Source organism: Steroidobacter gossypii (assembly GCF_016801985.1).
GTDB lineage: Bacteria > Pseudomonadota > Gammaproteobacteria > Steroidobacterales > Steroidobacteraceae > Steroidobacter > Steroidobacter gossypii.
On record NZ_JAEVLS010000008.1, the window covers coordinates 268,166 to 283,835 of the forward strand.

General features: G+C 63.1%; 14 protein-coding genes. 5 read left to right on the top strand and 9 right to left on the bottom strand.

Features of this window, described 5'->3' with window-relative positions; translation table 11 throughout:
• Positions 1 to 36: 36 nt before the first annotated feature.
• The 9 genes from JM946_RS27475 to JM946_RS27515 all read right to left on the bottom strand — a co-directional run bounded on the left by JM946_RS27475 (position 37) and on the right by JM946_RS27515 (position 10,037).
• Positions 37 to 906: a D-amino acid aminotransferase gene (locus JM946_RS27475; RefSeq protein WP_407700609.1), complete on the bottom strand. Its 870-nt coding sequence runs from the start codon at positions 904 to 906 to the stop codon at positions 37 to 39.
• Between the two features lie 31 nt (positions 907 to 937).
• Positions 938 to 2,173, bottom strand: a complete 1,236-nt coding sequence (locus JM946_RS27480; protein WP_203170643.1) for a D-alanyl-D-alanine carboxypeptidase family protein — start codon at positions 2,171 to 2,173, stop codon at positions 938 to 940.
• Between the two features lie 119 nt (positions 2,174 to 2,292).
• On the bottom strand, positions 2,293 to 3,141 hold the full coding sequence (locus JM946_RS27485; RefSeq protein ID WP_203170644.1) for a septal ring lytic transglycosylase RlpA family protein: 849 nt from the start codon (positions 3,139 to 3,141) through the stop codon (positions 2,293 to 2,295).
• Positions 3,138 to 4,133, bottom strand: a complete 996-nt coding sequence (gene mltB / locus JM946_RS27490; protein WP_203170645.1) for a lytic murein transglycosylase B — start codon at positions 4,131 to 4,133, stop codon at positions 3,138 to 3,140. The genes JM946_RS27485 and mltB overlap by 4 nt, the downstream gene beginning before the upstream one ends.
• Positions 4,134 to 4,188: 55 nt before the next feature.
• On the bottom strand, positions 4,189 to 5,328 hold the full coding sequence (rodA, locus tag JM946_RS27495; protein ID WP_203170646.1) for a rod shape-determining protein RodA: 1,140 nt from the start codon (positions 5,326 to 5,328) through the stop codon (positions 4,189 to 4,191).
• Entirely contained in the window at positions 5,325 to 7,283 is a 1,959-nt protein-coding gene (gene mrdA / locus JM946_RS27500; protein ID WP_203170647.1) for a penicillin-binding protein 2, read from the bottom strand. The genes rodA and mrdA overlap by 4 nt, the downstream gene beginning before the upstream one ends.
• 144 nt (positions 7,284 to 7,427) lie before the next feature.
• Positions 7,428 to 7,907 (bottom strand): rod shape-determining protein MreD, encoded by a 480-nt coding sequence (mreD, locus tag JM946_RS27505; RefSeq protein WP_203170648.1) that lies wholly within the window; start codon positions 7,905 to 7,907, stop codon positions 7,428 to 7,430.
• 33 nt (positions 7,908 to 7,940) lie between these two features.
• Positions 7,941 to 8,954 carry a rod shape-determining protein MreC gene (gene mreC, locus JM946_RS27510; RefSeq protein WP_203170649.1) on the bottom strand — a complete coding sequence of 338 codons (1,014 nt, stop codon included), beginning with the start codon at positions 8,952 to 8,954 and terminating at the stop codon, positions 7,941 to 7,943.
• 39 nt (positions 8,955 to 8,993) lie between these two features.
• Entirely contained in the window at positions 8,994 to 10,037 is a 1,044-nt protein-coding gene (locus tag JM946_RS27515) for a rod shape-determining protein (protein ID WP_116812772.1), read from the bottom strand.
• 237 nt (positions 10,038 to 10,274) lie between these two features.
• Here JM946_RS27515 and gatC point away from each other — a divergent pair, with 237 nt between their 5' ends.
• From gatC to JM946_RS27540, 5 genes are all read left to right on the top strand, one after another.
• The gene (gatC, locus tag JM946_RS27520) at positions 10,275 to 10,565 is read left to right on the top strand and encodes an Asp-tRNA(Asn)/Glu-tRNA(Gln) amidotransferase subunit GatC (protein ID WP_203170650.1); all 291 of its coding nucleotides are present in this window, start codon (positions 10,275 to 10,277) and stop codon (positions 10,563 to 10,565) included.
• 61 nt (positions 10,566 to 10,626) lie between these two features.
• A complete protein-coding gene (gene gatA / locus JM946_RS27525) occupies positions 10,627 to 12,096 on the top strand; it encodes an Asp-tRNA(Asn)/Glu-tRNA(Gln) amidotransferase subunit GatA (protein ID WP_203170759.1) in 1,470 nt (489 codons plus the stop codon).
• A 23-nt stretch (positions 12,097 to 12,119) separates the two neighbouring features.
• Positions 12,120 to 13,571, top strand: coding sequence for an Asp-tRNA(Asn)/Glu-tRNA(Gln) amidotransferase subunit GatB (gatB, locus tag JM946_RS27530; RefSeq protein WP_203170760.1), 1,452 nt, complete (start codon positions 12,120 to 12,122; stop codon positions 13,569 to 13,571).
• Positions 13,572 to 13,679: 108 nt separating this feature from the next.
• The gene (hslO, locus tag JM946_RS27535; protein WP_203170651.1) at positions 13,680 to 14,603 is read left to right on the top strand and encodes an Hsp33 family molecular chaperone HslO; all 924 of its coding nucleotides are present in this window, start codon (positions 13,680 to 13,682) and stop codon (positions 14,601 to 14,603) included.
• 12 nt (positions 14,604 to 14,615) lie between these two features.
• Positions 14,616 to 15,656, top strand: a complete 1,041-nt coding sequence (locus tag JM946_RS27540; protein WP_203170652.1) for a zinc-dependent alcohol dehydrogenase family protein — start codon at positions 14,616 to 14,618, stop codon at positions 15,654 to 15,656.
• Positions 15,657 to 15,670: the final 14 nt, after the last annotated feature.

Genomic DNA, 15,670 nt, shown 5'->3' on the forward strand with positions numbered 1-15,670 from the left:
TGCAGGAATTGTAAGTCAAGCCGCGCTGGAAGGAGGCTAAGGCTCGTAAACCGGCGTGTCCGCCAGCTGCTGACGCAGCCTTGCGAACGCTTCTCTCAACCGCAACCAGGCCGGCCCAGGCTTACCCGAGCCGATCGGTGCGGCGTCCACGCTAGTCACGGGCAGCACATCTCGGGTCGCAGCTGAAATCCAGACCTCATCGGCTGCACGCAACTCGTCGAGAGAGATGCTCCGAATCTCCACCGGCATCACATTCGTCGCTAACGACAGCGTCGCATCGCGCGTGGTTCCCGGAAGAATGCGATGACTGTTGGGCGGCGTTACCAGCACGCCGTTAGCAACGATGAACACACTGGTGGAGGAGCCTTCGAGCACCTCGCCATCGCGCACGATCAGCGCCTCGTAAGCGCCAGCATCCGCAGCCTGCTGTTTCATCAGCACGTTCGCCAACAACGCCGTGCTCTTGATGTCGCATCGTCCCCAACGGAAGTCCTGCACCGTGATCGCCGCGAACCCCGCCGCACGTTGCTCCTCCGTCAACACGGGCAGTGGTGAAGCCATAACAAACACGGTGGGCTTCACCGCCGGGACAGGAAACGCGTGATTGCGTCCGAACTCCGCGCCTCGCGTGACCTGCAGATAAACATACATGTCACCGCCGCCGTTGCGAACAATCAGCTGTTCCAGGATCGCCCGCCACTCTTGGTGCGTATGCGGGTTTTCCACCCGGATCTCACGCAAGCTGCGCGCCAGTCGATCGAAGTGTTCGCGGAATAGAAACATCCGGCCCGCGAACACCGGCAGCACTTCATAGACGCTATCGCCGAAGAGGAACCCCCGGTCGAGCGGCGAAATGCGCGCATCGCTTAGCGCGACATAATCGCCATTGAGATAACACTGTGGCAGCGGCTCGGCCATGAGATTGAACCGGTGAGGATCACTGCATCCAGAGCTTCACGTCGTCCACCAGGCGTCCGAAGAAGCCCGCTTCCGGGACCGCAGTGGCCGGATACAACGGGTACGTGCCGATCTCCTTGTCGCCCAGCGTGATGCGGAGCTTGCCCGCGGGTTTGTCGGGCGAGAGCGGCGCGAACAAGGGATCCGCCACATCGGCCGCCGCGCTCAGCAGATTCTCCTGGCCGCGCGGAATGGTCGCGTAGATTTCCTGAGTCACGCCCAGCGGCACCTGGTCCGCTTCGCCTTTCCAGACGTTCACGGTCATCACCGGCGCCTTGCTCGCGTACAGTTTGCGCGTCTGATAGAAGTTGAAACCGTAGTTGAGCAGCGCCGAGCTCGCGTCTTCACGCGCGCGGATGGTGGGCGATCCCATCACCACCGACACCAGTCTCATGCCATCGCGCTGCGCGGAAGAGACGAGGCAGTAACCCGCCGATTCGGTGTGACCGGTCTTCAAGCCGTCGACCGACGGGTCGCGATACAACAGCCCGTTGCGATTCGGCTGAGTGATCTTGTTCCAGGTGAACTCGCGCTGCGAGTAATACTTGTAGTAGTCCGGATATTCCTTGATGAGCGCGCTCGACAGCAGCGCGATGTCACGTGCGGTGGTGTAGTGCTCGGGGTGCGGCATGCCGGGGCTGTTCTGGAAGCGCGTGCTCACCATGCCGAGCTGCTGCGCGTATTGATTCATCAGATCGACGAACACCGGCTCGCTGCCGGCGACATGCTCGGCCAGCGCCACCGTCGCGTCGTTGCCCGACTGCACGATCATGCCCTGGATCAGATCCTCCACGCTGACCTGCGTGCCTACGTCGACGAACATGCGCGAGCCTTCCTGCGAGCGCGCGTAGGGGCTGATGGTCACCATATCGGTCAACTTGATGCGACCGTCCTTGAGCGCATGAAACACCGCATAAGCCGACATCAGCTTGGTGAGGCTGGCCGGCTCGAGACGCTCGTTCTCGTTGCTGGCGGCGAGCATTTGATTGCTGGCGTAGTCGAGCAGGATGAACCCGCGCGCCTGCACCTGCGGCGGCGCCGGGATCGGCGGCGGCTTGATGCCCGAGGCATTGGACAGCGCTGTGACTTCCGGCAGCGGCGCGGCGATGGCGCGTTCGGCCACCGGCGGATCGGAGTCCGAACAAGCGACCAGCGACAGCGCGAGGATCGCAGAGGTGGTGAGCTTCAGCAGGGTGGCGGGCTTGCTTGCATGCATGGTGAAGCCATGGACTCCGGAAGGAACGAGATGAGCGGAGCGGATTCTACCGATCGAAGCCCCGCGAAAGTAGGCGAATTGTGGCAATCGCGCACCCTGAAGCGGGCGCGCGTGATCGATCAGTTCGCGGCCAGGCGCGCATCGGACACGCCGAGCGCTCGCAGTCGCTGCACCACGCGATCGAATTCAGGGACGCTGGGAATGGGCCCGACACGGACGCGATACAGCGTCTTGCCATCGATCTGATCGGCCCTCACGAACGCATCTTTCACGCCCTTGGCCCGCAGCTGACCGAGCAGGCGGGTGGCATTCGCTTCGTTGCCGAACGCGCCGGCCTGTACATACAAGTCCGACGTGGCTGGCGGGGCGTCCGGCGGCGAAGCCTTTTGCATCGGCGTGAGCGCGCGCACTTCGACGAACGTCGTGCCGGCCTGGACCATGTCGAGCTTGACCGCGGCCGAGTAGGAAAGATCGATGATGCGACCTTCCTTGAACGGTCCACGATCGTTGACGCGCACGATCACGTGCTTGCCGTTCTTCAGATTGGTGACTTGCACGTACGAGGGCAGCGGCAGCGTCTTGTGAGCTGCGGTCATTGCGTACATGTCATAGCGCTCGCCGTTGGAAGTGCTGGCGGCGTGAAAACCCGGGCCATACCACGAGGCGACGCCACGCTCCGAGTAACCCTCGGCGCTGTCGAGCACGTAATAACGCTTGCCCAGGACCGTGTAGAACGGCGGGTTGCCGCGAGCCGATTTAGGCTCGCTGCGAGGCACGGGATCGGGAATCTTGTCGATCTCCGCCGGGATCGGCGACGGTGGCGGCAGCGACGGCGAGGGATGGGTAGGCGTGCGAATCGCAGGCGCGCCGCAACCGGCGACGATCAGAGCCAGTGCGAGCGGCAGCCACTGTGGCTTCGGCGGAGGTATCAGGGGCAGTATCGAGGCTCGCCCGACCGGCACCCTCATCGTTCCGTATCCCTCATGAAGTTCTGTATGGCCTCGCCCAGGTCATGCACCGCCATGGCGTACATGGGGCTGCGGTTGTAGCGGGTGATGACGTAGAAGTTGTTGAAGCCCACGCGATACACCGGGCCGTCCTTGCCCTGGCCGACGATCAGCATGGCGGGCGCGTCCGGCGGCAGCTCGGTTTCGAACTTCACGCCCTTGTCGCGCAATGATTGCACGGTCTCGTTCAAAGCCAACTTGACGTCGAAGCGCGACATGTCCGGGTTGTTCAGGGTGGCTGCGGCCAGGATCTGCTGGCCGTTCGCCCAGCCGTTCTCGTACAGATAATTGGATACCGAGCCGACCACGTCGTCCCAGCTGTTCCACAGATCGCGGTGGCCGTCGCCATCGCCGTCCACCGCCCATTTGCGGTAGCTCGAGGAGATGAACTGCGCCGCGCCCATCGCGCCCGCGTACGAGCCGAGCACAGTCGCCGGATCGACCTTTTCCTCGCGAGACAGCAGCATGAATTCCTGCAGCTCACTCAGAAAGAATTGCCCGCGCGGCGGGTAATCGAATCCCAATGTGACCAATGCATCCAGCACTTTGTAGCGACCGGTGATCCGGCCGAACGAGGTCTCCACGCCGAGGATGCCCACGACCACGTTGGCCAGCTGCGGATCCGGGATCTGCTTGAGCTTCTCGCCGTGCGCGAGCCAGAAATCCGCGCCCTGGTTGATGCGCTTCTCGGTCAGGAAACGATCGCGATACTCGTGCCAGGGCACCACGCGCTCGGCGGGGCGGCTGATCGCGTCCAGGATCGGCTGCCTGGTCTCCGCGCTCTGAAGCAACTTCTCGAGCTGGGCTTTTTCGAAGCCGTGCTCGCGCGTCATGGTCTCGATGAAGGAGCTGACTTCGGGCCGCTTGATATCGAGCGCCAGCGCGGGCGTGGCCGCTGCGAACACAGCGATGGGCGAAAGAACGGCGGCGAGGGTCTGTAGATTGTTCAGCACGAGCAGCTTGTAACCGGCGAGTCGGCAGGTGAGACAAAAAGGCGGGCGAAATGTTTCATCGGCTCACGAGTTTCCGCTTCGCGCACAACGACATGAGAATACCGAAACCGGCCATGAGGGTCACCATCGCCGTGCCGCCGTAGCTGATGAAGGGCAGCGGTACGCCCACCACCGGCAGCAGCCCGGTCACCATGCCGGTGTTGACGAACACATACACGCAGAAGGTCAGCGCCAGGCTGCCCGAGGCGAGGCGCGAGAACGTATCGTGCGCGGTGGCCGCGAGATACAGAGAACGGCCGATGACGAACATCAGCAGCAGGATCACGGTGACCAGGCCCATCAGGCCCCATTCCTCGCCGACCACCGCGAAAATGAAGTCGGTGGAGCGCTCCGGCAGGAACTCCAGCTGCACCTGGCTGCCGTTCAGATAGCCCTTGCCGAACACGCCGCCCGAGCCGATCGCGATCTGCGACTGGATGATGTGATATCCCGAGCCGAGCGGGTCGCTCTGCGGATCGAGGAAGGTGAGCACGCGCTGCTTCTGATAATCGTGCAACAGGAAGTGCCAGGCCACGATGGCCACCGGCACGAGCAATCCCACCACCGAAAGGATGTATCGGATCTGCAGCCCGGCGAGCAGCACCACCATGCCGCCGCTGGCGGCCACGAGCAGCGACGTGCCCAGGTCGGGTTGTTCGGCGATCAGCAGCGTGGGAATGCCGATGCCGAGCAGCAGCACCAGCAGTGACGACAGACTCGGCGGCAACGGCCGCTCGTGCAGAAACCAGGCGCAGGCCAGCGGCACCGCGAGCTTCATCAGCTCGGAGGGCTGGAACCGCACGAAGCCCAGATCGAGCCAGCGCTGCGCGCCCATGGCGATGTCGCCGGTGAACATGACCAGCAGCAGCATGATCAAGCCGATCACGTAGGCCATCGGCGCCACGTTGCGAATGATCCGCGGCGGCACCTGGGCCAGCATGATCATCGCGGTCAAACCGAGGCCGAAACGCATCAGCTGCGCTTCGAGCATGTTGAGGCTGCTGCCGGAGGCGCTGAACAGCACGATGGCGCCGACCGCGCCGACCATGCACAGCGCGATGAACAGTGGCCCGTCGATATGCAGGGCCAGCAGCAGCCGGGCGGTGCCGGTCAGCGTGCGCTGAGTGCGCGATGAGTCGAGCGCGTCCACGCTCATTCGGTGTCTCCTGGTCGCGGCACCGGGACGGGTAGGGCAGGCTTTTTCTTCGCTTCCTGCTCCGCCAGTTGTTCGGGCGTCAGCAAATAAACATCGAGGATGCGACGCGCAATCGGTGCGGCGAACGCAGAGCCGCCACCCGGCGCGTTCTCGACGACCACCGCAACGGCAATGCGCGGCGCGTCCAACGGAGCGAAAGCGATGAACAGCGCATGGTCACGCAAATGCTCGGCGAGGTCACCAGCCTTCTTCATCTTCTCGTTGGCGGCTACGGTGAATACCTGCGCCGTGCCGCTCTTGCCCGCGATCTTGTAGGGCGCATTGGCGGTGGCGCCACGGGCAGTGCCGTAAGGCGCGTTGGCCACGTCGTACATGCCGCCGATGGCCACGTCCCATGCGGAAGGGTCGTTGACGTGTGCGGGCGGCAGGGGCGAGGGCTTCAACTCGCTGATTTCGCCGGTGGTCACATTGCGAATGGCGCGGACCAGGCGCGGCTTGAAGCGTTGCCCGCGATTGGCAATCGTGGCGGTGGCGTGCGCCAGCTGCAGCGGCGTGGCCGTCATGTAGCCCTGGCCGATGCCGATGCTGATGGTATCGCCGGGAAACCAGATCTGATGTTCCTTGCGGCGGAACGCCTTTTTTTTCCAGTCGGTGGACGGCAGCAGGCCGTTCTTTTCACCTGGAATGTCGATGCCGGTGGTCTGGCCCATGCCGAACTGCTCCAGATAGTCGTGGATGCGATCCACGCCCATCTGATTGGCGATGTCGTAGAAATACACGTCGCAGGAGGTCGCGATGGACTTGCGCATGTCGACGTGGCCGTGGCCGCCCGGCTTCCAATCGCGCCACGGCCGGCTGACGCCAGGCATGCGATAGGCGCCACGACAGAAGATCGAGTTTTCCGGGGTCACGATGCCGTACTCGAGCGCTGCCAGCGCCATCATCGGCTTCACCGTCGAGCCGGGCGGATACACGCCGCGTATCACGCGGTCGTACATGGGGCGCCGGGGGTCTTCGGTTAGCGCGAGATATTCAGGGCGCGACAAGCCGCGAGCGAACAGATTGGGATCGAACGCCGGCGTGCTGACGAATGCGATGATGTCGCCATTGGCCGGATCGATCGCCACCGCCGAGGCGCGCTGACCGCGCAGGGCTTCTTCAGCCGCCTGCTGAACGCGCTGATCGATGGTGAGGAACAGATCGTTGCCGGCGATCGGCTCGCGCCGCTCGAGCTTGGCGGCTTCGTCGCCGATGCGCTCGACGCTGCGGCCCTGAGCGTTCACCAGCAGTTGCTGGAAGCCGGCCTTGCCGTGCAATTGGTTTTCATAGGCGTACTCGACGCCGTTCTTGCCGGTGAGCGTCGTGCCCGCATAGTCGTCGAGATCGAGACGCTTCTTGTCCTCTTCGCTGATCGCGCCCACGTAGCCGATCGCATGCACCGCGCTTTCCGCCAGCGGGTAATAACGTGTCAGGCGCGGGCGAATCTCGACACCCGGAAATTGATGCCGACGCGCGGCGAAGCGAGCCAGCTCCAGCTCGGTGAGCTGCAGCTTGATGGGAACTGCGTCGAAGCTGCGCCGTCCGCGCAGGTCGCGCTTGATGTTGGGGATACTCTCCGGATCGATCAGCCCGATCGCGGCGATGCCCTGCAAGGTGGCGTCGATGTCTTCGACCTGTTCCTTGGTCAGTTCCAATTGATACGAAGGCGCGTTGGTCGCCAGCGGCAGCCCGTTGCGATCCAAAATCAGGCCGCGATTCGGCGGGATGGGTTCGATGCGGATCCGGTTGCCTTGCGACAGGTCCGCGAAGTATTCGTACTTCACCACCTGCAACCACACCAGGCGCGAAATCACCAGCCCCATCGCGATCACCATGATCACGGCGGCGATCGCCGCGCGCTGCTCGAACAGCTGCGTTTCGGCGTGGTGATCTTTGATGCGGACGGAGCGCGGCATTCGCTAACAATGGATCTTGATGCGTGCCCCAGGCACAGGGATGTGTCCGCCGCCACAGGCGGCGAGCGCCGGGGAGAAGTCACGCCTTTTTTCCGGCCCCACAGCGCGAGTGGCAGGATGCCCGAGTCGCTGTTTCATATGCAGCTACCGGTTCCTCCGGTTCCAGGTGTCCAGGATGGCGACCAGCACGGGCCACAACAGCGCGCCGCTGAGCACGGGCAGCCAGCGCTGCCAGGTCGTCACCGGCTGACCAATGATGCCATCCAGCCAGAACACCGCAAGCTGATAGATCCCGAGGAAGAAGCACACGGCCAGCGCCTGCTTGGGCACCGGCCACAAGCGCATGCGCAATTGTTGTTTGTGCGTCATGTAAGCGACCACGACGAACGCGAACGCGTGCTGGCCGAGAATGATGCCCTTGACCACGTCGATGGCCAGGCCGCAAAACCAGGCGAACAACAGGCCGGCGGTGCGTGGCGCGATCAGCGACCAGTAAATCACCAGCAACAACAGCAGATCCGGCCGCGCCGCATTGATCGGCTCGGGCAACGGCACCACGGCGAAGATGATCGCCACGATCACCGTCATGGTAATTCGCAAGCGGCTGATGCGACCTTCACTCACGATGGTTGATCCGGCCCGGCTGCTTCAAGGACGTCATTCGGTTGGCGATTCAGGCTGCCGGCGCGTCGCAGGCGCCGCCGCTGGGGTGGGCCCGTCAGCCGGAGTGTCGGCGGCAGGCGCGGATTCTGTAGCGGCGGCCGGCTTGCTCGCAGCCGGCGGCGTGCTCTCGGGCTTCTTCGCCTGTTCCTGCTGTTCCGGCTGCGCCGGTGGATCCGTCCACAACAGCAATACCTCGCGATCGCGATCCAGCTGCGCCAGCGGCTTGGCTTCCACCAGCGCGAATGTATCGGCCGGATTGCGCTCCACCCGGCTCACGCGAGCCACCGGATAACCGGCGGGGAAGATGGCATCCAGCCCGGAGGACACCAGCAGGTCGCCGACCTTCACGTCCGACTCCACCGTCAGATACGGCAGGCTGAGCTTGTTCAGATCGCCGCCGCCGACCGCGATGGAGCGAATGCCATTGCGATTCACCTGCACCGGAATGGCGTGCTCGGCGTCGCTGATCAGAATGATGGTGGCGGTGAATTTATCGACCTGAACCACCTGGCCGACGATGCCGAAGGCGTCCAGCACCGGCTGGTTTTTGAACACGCCATCGTCGGCGCCCTTGTTGATGCGCACCCGATGCCGGAACGGATCGACGTCGACACGCATGATCTCCGCGATCATGGTGCGTCCGCCGACCCCGGCCGAAGCCTCACGCACGGCGCGCAGCCGCTGGTTCTCTTCACGCAGCGAGTCGAATTGCAGCAGTTTGACGCGGGCTACGCGCAGCTGTTCAGCCAGCTCGGCGTTCTCCACTCGCAGGCGGGTGCGATCGGCGAAGCTGCTGCCCAGCCAGCTGAACAACTGGCCCGGGGCCTCCACCACGCTATAGATGGGGTGGGCCGCGGCGCCCAGCCACAGCCGCACGGTTTCGAGATAACCGCCGCGATGGTCGAGCATCATGATGCCGACCGACAGCAACCCGAGGAAAAACAAGCCGGCGCCGAGCGGGGGGCCTCGGCCAATGATGTTCCGGCTGTCGGAGCTGAGCGTCACCATGGGTGATAGGGCGAACTGTCTATGAGTTCGCCGGGCCGGCTATTCCAGATTAAACAACGCCGGGCCGTGTTCGTCGATCAGTTCCAGCATGCGGCCGCCGCCACGCGCCACGCACGTCAGCGGATCTTCCGACACCACCACCGGCAGGCCGGTCTCTTCCATCAGCAGCTTGTCGATATCACGCAGCAGCGCGCCGCCGCCGGTGAGCACGATGCCGCGCTCGGCCACGTCCGCGCCCAGCTCGGGCGGGGTCTGTTCCAGCGCCACCTTGACCGCGCCGACGATGCCGGCCAGCGGTTCCTGCAACGCTTCGAGGATTTCGTTCGAATTGAGCGTGAAGCTGCGCGGCACGCCTTCGGAGAGGTTGCGGCCCTTCACCGAGATTTCATTCACCTGCTGGCCGGGATAGGCCGAGCCGATTTCGATCTTGATCTTCTCGGCGGTGGCCTCGCCGATCAGGATGCCGTAGTTACGGCGCACGTAGTTGATGATGGCGTCGTCGAAGCGATCGCCGCCGATGCGCACCGAGGAGGCGTACACGATACCGTTCAAGGAAATGACCGCGACTTCCGAGGTGCCGCCGCCGATGTCGAGCACCATCGAGCCGCGGGCTTCGTGAACCGGCAGGCCGGCGCCGACGGCGGCAGCCATGGGCTCTTCGATCAGGCGCACCCAGCGAGCGCCGGCGCCTTCGGCCGATTCCTGAATCGCGCGACGCTCCACCTGGGTGGAGCCGTACGGCACGCAGATCAGCACGCGTGGGCTGGGACGCATCAGACGATTGCCGTGCACCTTCTCGATGAAGTACTGCAGCATCTTCTCGGTGACGGTGAAGTCGGCGATCACGCCGTCTTTCATGGGCCGGATCGCGGTGATGTGACCGGGCGTGCGACCCAGCATGTTCTTCGCTTCCTGACCGACCGCCTCGATCTTCTTGCCGGCGCGGCCCGGCTCCTCTCGAATCGCGACCACCGAAGGCTCGTTCAGCACGATACCCTTGCCACGCACATAGATGAGCGTGTTCGCGGTGCCCAGATCGATCGACAGGTCGTTGGAAAAATACCCGCGGAGGTTTTTGAACATGGTTTTTGTCGAGCGTACGGGCCGACTTCGGACGGGAAAGGGGGGCAAAAAAGTTGCGGTACTCTAGCAATGGGTTTCACATAGCACAAGCTTTCAGGTGTATGATTAAGCCGCATTTTTTCAGGGATTTTTGCGGTATTTTTTGTTCCTCGCTAGTCCTCCGCCTTAAGCGGCGACAGGCGTGAGGTCTAACTTGCCGCGCGTTGTTTCACAGTCTTTCCAGCGGAATTTCGCCCCATGAGTCTTACTCGTCACGATGTGGAAAACATCGCGCAGCTGGCGCGCCTCGCGCTCACCGAGGAGCAGCTGCCGGTGTACGTGGACAGCCTGTCGAAGATCTTCGACTTCGTCGCGCAGTTGAACGCAGCGGACACCTCGACGGTCGAGCCGATGGCGCATCCGCTCGCCGATCAGGTGCAGCGCATGCGTCCGGATGAAGTGCTGGATAGCGACCAGCACGCCAAATACCAGCGCAATGCGCCGCGCGTAGAAGCGGACCTGTACCTGGTGCCGCAGGTCATCGAGTGACCTTGCGGATCCGGATACCAGTCATTCGTCATTCGTCACATCTGGTTTCAACATGACCGAACTGCATCATCTGACGCTGGCCCAGCTCAACGAGGGATTGCGCGCGCGCCGCTTTTCCAGCGTCGAGCTCGCCCGGCATTTTCTGGGGCGCATCGAGCGCCTGAACCCGGCGCTGAACGCGTTGATCACTGTGACCGGCGAGCAGGCGCTCGCGCAGGCGCAGCGCGCCGACGAGTTGCTGGCCGCGGGTGAGGCCACCAGTGTGCTCGCCGGACTGCCGCTCATTCATAAAGACATCTTCTGCACCGACGGTGTATTGACCACCTGCGGCTCGCGCATGCTGTCCAACTTCGTTGCGCCTTACGACGCCACCATCGTCGAGCGACTGTCGCAAGCTGGCGTCGTCATGCTCGGCAAAGCGAACATGGACGAGTTCGCCATGGGCTCCTCCAACGAGACCAGCTGGTATGGCCCGGTGAAAAATCCGTGGGACCTGAAAAAAGTACCGGGCGGTTCATCGGGCGGTTCGGCCGCAGCAGTGGCTGCGCGTCTTGCGCCTGTAGCCACGGCAACTGACACAGGTGGCTCGATTCGTCAGCCCGCGGCGCTTACCGGTCTCACTGGCTTCAAGCCCACGTACGGACGCGTATCCCGGTACGGAATGATCGCATTCGCCTCCAGCCTCGATCAGGCCGGCACGCTGACGTACACCGCCAAAGATGCGGCCATGGTTCTGCGCGACATGGCGGGCTTCGATCCACGCGATTCGACGAGCGTCGACACGCCGGTGCCCGACTACCTCGCGGAGCTCGACCAGCCGCTCACCGGCTTGAAGATCGGCCTGGTGAAAGAGTTCTTCGAAGGCGGGCTGGAAGAATCGACTGCCAACCTGATTCGCGAAGCGCTGCGCGTGTACGAGCGCATGGGCGCCAAGCTGATCGAAGTGAGCTTGCCGAACCTGCCGCTGTCCGTGCCCACCTATTATGTGGTCGCGCCGGCCGAGTGCTCCTCCAACCTGTCGCGCTTCGACGGCGTGCGCTTCGGTTATCGCTGCGAGAATCCGAAGAACCTCGAAGACATGTACAAGCGCTCGCGCGGCGAAGGGTTCGGCGCCGAGGTCAAACGTCGCATCATGACCGGCACGTATGTGCTGTCCGCCGGTTACTACGACGCTTATTACTTGCGAGCGCAGAAGGTGCGCCGCTTGATCACCGACGATTTCGCGCGCGCCTTCCAGCAAGTGGACGTGTTGATGGGGCCGACGTCGCCGACGCCGGCGTTCGACATCGGCGCCAAGGTCGACGATCCCATCACCATGTACTTGAACGACATCTACACCATCGGCGCGAACCTTGCGGGCTTGCCGGCCATGTCGGTGCCCTGTGGCAAGGTGACCATGGGAGACACGAGTCTGCCGGTCGGCCTGCAGATCATCGGCCCGCACTTCGCGGAAGCCAAATTGCTCAATGTGGCGCACGGCTATCAGAACGAGACGCTGTGGCACCGGGATATCCCGAAGGGATATGAATAGATATGTCCGAAAGGTTACGAATGATGAGCTGGGAAACGGTCATCGGTCTGGAAATTCACGCGCAGCTGGCCACGCGCAGCAAGATCTTTTCCAGTGCGGCCACCGCGTACGGCGCCGCGCCGAACGCGCAGGCGAACCTGGTGGATCTGGGCTATCCCGGCGTGCTGCCGGTGCTGAACCGCGAAGCGGTGCGCATGGCTGTGAAATTCGGTCTCGCGGTGGGCGCGCAGATCTCGCCGCGCTCGATTTTCGCGCGCAAGAATTATTTCTATCCCGATCTGCCCAAGGGATATCAGATCAGCCAGTACGAGACGCCCGTGGTCGGCAAGGGGCAGCTGCAGATCCTGCTGGAAGACGGCACGCTCAAGACCATCGGCATCACTCGCGCGCATCTGGAAGAAGATGCGGGCAAGTCGCTGCATGAAGACTTTCATGGGCTGACCGGCATCGATCTGAATCGCGCCGGCACGCCGCTGCTGGAAATCGTCTCCGAGCCGGACATGCGTTCGGCCAAGGAAGCGGTCGCGTACATGAAGAAGATCCACACGCTGGTGCGCTATCTCGAGATCTGCGACGGCAACATGCAGGAAGGCTCGTTCCGTTGCGACGCCAACGTGTCGGTGCGGCCGGTGGGTCAGGAGAAATTCGGCACCCGCTGCGAGATCAAGAATCTGAACTCGTTCCGCTACATCGAAAAGGCCATCAACTACGAAGTGGCGCGCCAGATCGAAGAGCTGGAAGCCGGTCGTAAGATCAAGCAGGAGACGCGCCTGTTCGATCCCGACAAGGGCGAGACCCGTTCGCTGCGCTCCAAGGAGGAGGCCAACGATTATCGATACTTCCCGGATCCCGATCTGTTGCCGGTGGTGATCGAGAAGGACTTCATCGACAGTGTGCGCGCCACGCTGCCCGAGCTGCCGGATCAAAAGGCCGCTCGTTACACCGAGAAGTTCGGTTTGTCCGCATACGACGCCGGCGTGCTGACAGCCAGCCGCGAGATGGGCGATTACTACGAAGCGGTGTTGGCGGCATTGCAGGCCAGGAATCTGGAAGGCAACGAGAAGCTCGCCGCCAACTGGGTCATGGGCGAGCTGTCGGCCGCGCTCAACAAGGACAACATCGAGGTGACGCAGTCGCGCATAGATGCGAAGCGCCTGGCCGGGCTGCTGGCGCGCATCGCGGATGCGACCATCTCCGGCAAGATCGCCAAGGAAGTGTTCGAGTCCATGTGGGCCGAGAACCAGGACGCCGACGCCATCATCGAAGCCAAGGGCCTGAAGCAAATCACCGACACCGGTGCCATCGACAAGACCATCGACGAGGTGATGGCGGCCAATCCCAAGCAGCTGGCGGACTATCGCTCCGGCAAGGACAAGCTGTTCGGCTTTTTTGTCGGCCAGGTGATGAAGGTCACCGGCGGCAAGGCCAACCCGGCGCAGGTGAATGATTTATTGAAGAAGAAGCTGGCTGGATAACGGCATCTGGAGACCGGCCGGGCTGTTGAAAAAGAAGCTGGCGGGCTAATGTAGGGGCGGATGAGTAATATCATCCGCCTTCCTGTCACGCCGACTCCCCAACCATCAATGCACGATCGCGATTGCCTGCACCGATTTCTGTTCGAGCACTATCCGATCCGCGGGCACATCGTCCATCTGGATGCATCGTGGCGCGCATTGCTCGAGCATCGTGAGTACCCGTCAGTCATCCGGGACACGCTGGGCGAAGCCGTGGCGGCCTCGGTGCTGCTCGCTGCGACGTTGAAGTTCGAGGGCACGTTGAGTCTGCAGCTCAAGGGCCAGGGCCCCATGCATCTCATGCTGGCGCAGTGCTCTGATGCCTTGGGCGTGCGCGCCGTCGCACGCTACAAGGAAGCGGAATATGGCCGCGATCTGGCTTCTCTGTCCGGCGAAGGCAGCTTGACCGTCACGGTCGAGAACGAGGATTTGTCGCAACGCTATCAAGGCATCGTGCCGTTGAACGGCGAGCGGCTGTCGGATTGCCTGCGCAACTATTTCGAAACCTCCGAACAGCTGCCGACCCGCTTGTGGCTGCATGCGGACGAGAACGGTGCTTCCGGTCTGCTGCTGCAACGATTGTCCGACGATTCGGTGCAGTCCCGCGCGGCCGGTTCGCTGCACGAAGTGAATCGAGCGGACATCGACGACGCCTGGCATCGAGTGCAACTGCTCGGCGACACATTGAAGCCCGAAGAACTGCAGACGCTGAGCGATCGTAACATCCTGCGCCGCTTGTTCGCCGAAGACGATGTTCGCCTGTTCGAACCCGCGCCCGTGTTCTTCCGCTGCCGCTGCTCGCGGGAGCGAGTGGTCGGGATGCTGCGCGCGTTGGGACCCGAAGAAGTGCGTTCGGTGCTGGCAGAACAGGGGCATGTCGAAGTGCGATGTGACTTCTGCAATCGCGCCTATCGGTTCGACTCGGTCGATGTCGAACAGCTGTTCTCACAGGCCGTGACCCCGACCGTGGACGCGTCGGAACGTCGTCACTGATCCAGTTCGTCTATGAAGGCGGTCCTGTTCGATCAGTTCGGTGGCCCGCTCGACTGGATCGACGTTCGCGATCCTTCGCCTGCACCCGGCGGCGTCGTGGTGCGGGTGGCAGCTTCGGGAATCTGCCGCAGCGATTGGCACGGCTGGATGGGGCACGATGCCGACATTCGATTGCCGCATGTTCCGGGGCACGAGTTGGCCGGCGTGGTTGCTGCGGTCGGGGCCGATGTCACTCGCTTTCGCGTTGGCGATCGCGTCACTGTTCCCTTCGTCAGTGGCTGTGGCCGGTGCGAACAATGCGCGCGAGGACAGCAACAGATCTGCAGTGCTCAGTTTCAGCCGGGCTTTACCGCGTGGGGTTCGTTCGCTGAATTCGTCGCCATCGACTACGCGGACATCAATCTCGTCAAACTCCCTGACTCGCTGGACTTCATCACTGCGGCCAGCCTCGGCTGCCGATTCGCCACTTCATTCCGGGCCATCGTCGATCAAGCTCGCGTGCAACCTGGCGAATGGGTCGCCATTCATGGCTGCGGTGGAGTGGGGCTGTCCGCCATCATGATCGCGACGGCCATGGGCGCCAGAGCGATCGCGGTCGACATCGATCAAGCCAAGCTCGATTTCGCGCGCAGCTGCGGCGCCGAGATCGGGGTATTGGCGAACGCGGATGTCCAAGCCGCAATCCTCGAGCACACGGCTGGCGGTGCTCATGTTTCCATGGATGCGCTCGGCAGCCGCGTCACCTGTTACAACTCCATCGCCTGTCTGCGACCGCAGGGCCGCCATGTTCAGGTCGGCCTGATGCTCGGCGCGCATGCCGACCCGCCGATACCCATGGGCCTGGTGATTGCCAAGGAACTGCAGGTGATGGGCAGCCACGGGATGCAGGCCCACCGCTACGGCGCGATGCTCGACCTGATCCTCACAGGTCGACTCCAGCCTCAGCGGCTCGTCGAGAAAACCATTGCCCTCAGCGCCGCCCCTGCGCAGCTTGCGGCCATGGACAGCTTTCGCGGGGTGGGGATCACCGTGATCGACGATTTCGCCCACTGAACCATCGCCGGCCA

What these genes read in the sequence shown, in the direction of transcription:
- JM946_RS27480 (WP_203170643.1), bottom strand. Translation starts at nt 2,173, where the DNA reads ATGCATGCAAGCAAGCCCGCCACCCTGCTGAAGCTCACCACCTCTGCG.
- JM946_RS27485 (WP_203170644.1), bottom strand. Translation starts at nt 3,141, where the DNA reads ATGAGGGTGCCGGTCGGGCGAGCCTCGATACTGCCCCTGATACCTCCG.
- rodA (WP_203170646.1), bottom strand. Translation starts at nt 5,328, where the DNA reads ATGAGCGTGGACGCGCTCGACTCATCGCGCACTCAGCGCACGCTGACC.
- mrdA (WP_203170647.1), bottom strand. Translation starts at nt 7,283, where the DNA reads ATGCCGCGCTCCGTCCGCATCAAAGATCACCACGCCGAAACGCAGCTG.
- mreC (WP_203170649.1), bottom strand. Translation starts at nt 8,954, where the DNA reads ATGGTGACGCTCAGCTCCGACAGCCGGAACATCATTGGCCGAGGCCCC.
- JM946_RS27515 (WP_116812772.1), bottom strand. Translation starts at nt 10,037, where the DNA reads ATGTTCAAAAACCTCCGCGGGTATTTTTCCAACGACCTGTCGATCGAT.
- gatC (WP_203170650.1), top strand. Translation starts at nt 10,275, where the DNA reads ATGAGTCTTACTCGTCACGATGTGGAAAACATCGCGCAGCTGGCGCGC.
- gatB (WP_203170760.1), top strand. Translation starts at nt 12,120, where the DNA reads ATGAGCTGGGAAACGGTCATCGGTCTGGAAATTCACGCGCAGCTGGCC.
- hslO (WP_203170651.1), top strand. Translation starts at nt 13,680, where the DNA reads ATGCACGATCGCGATTGCCTGCACCGATTTCTGTTCGAGCACTATCCG.
- JM946_RS27540 (WP_203170652.1), top strand. Translation starts at nt 14,616, where the DNA reads ATGAAGGCGGTCCTGTTCGATCAGTTCGGTGGCCCGCTCGACTGGATC.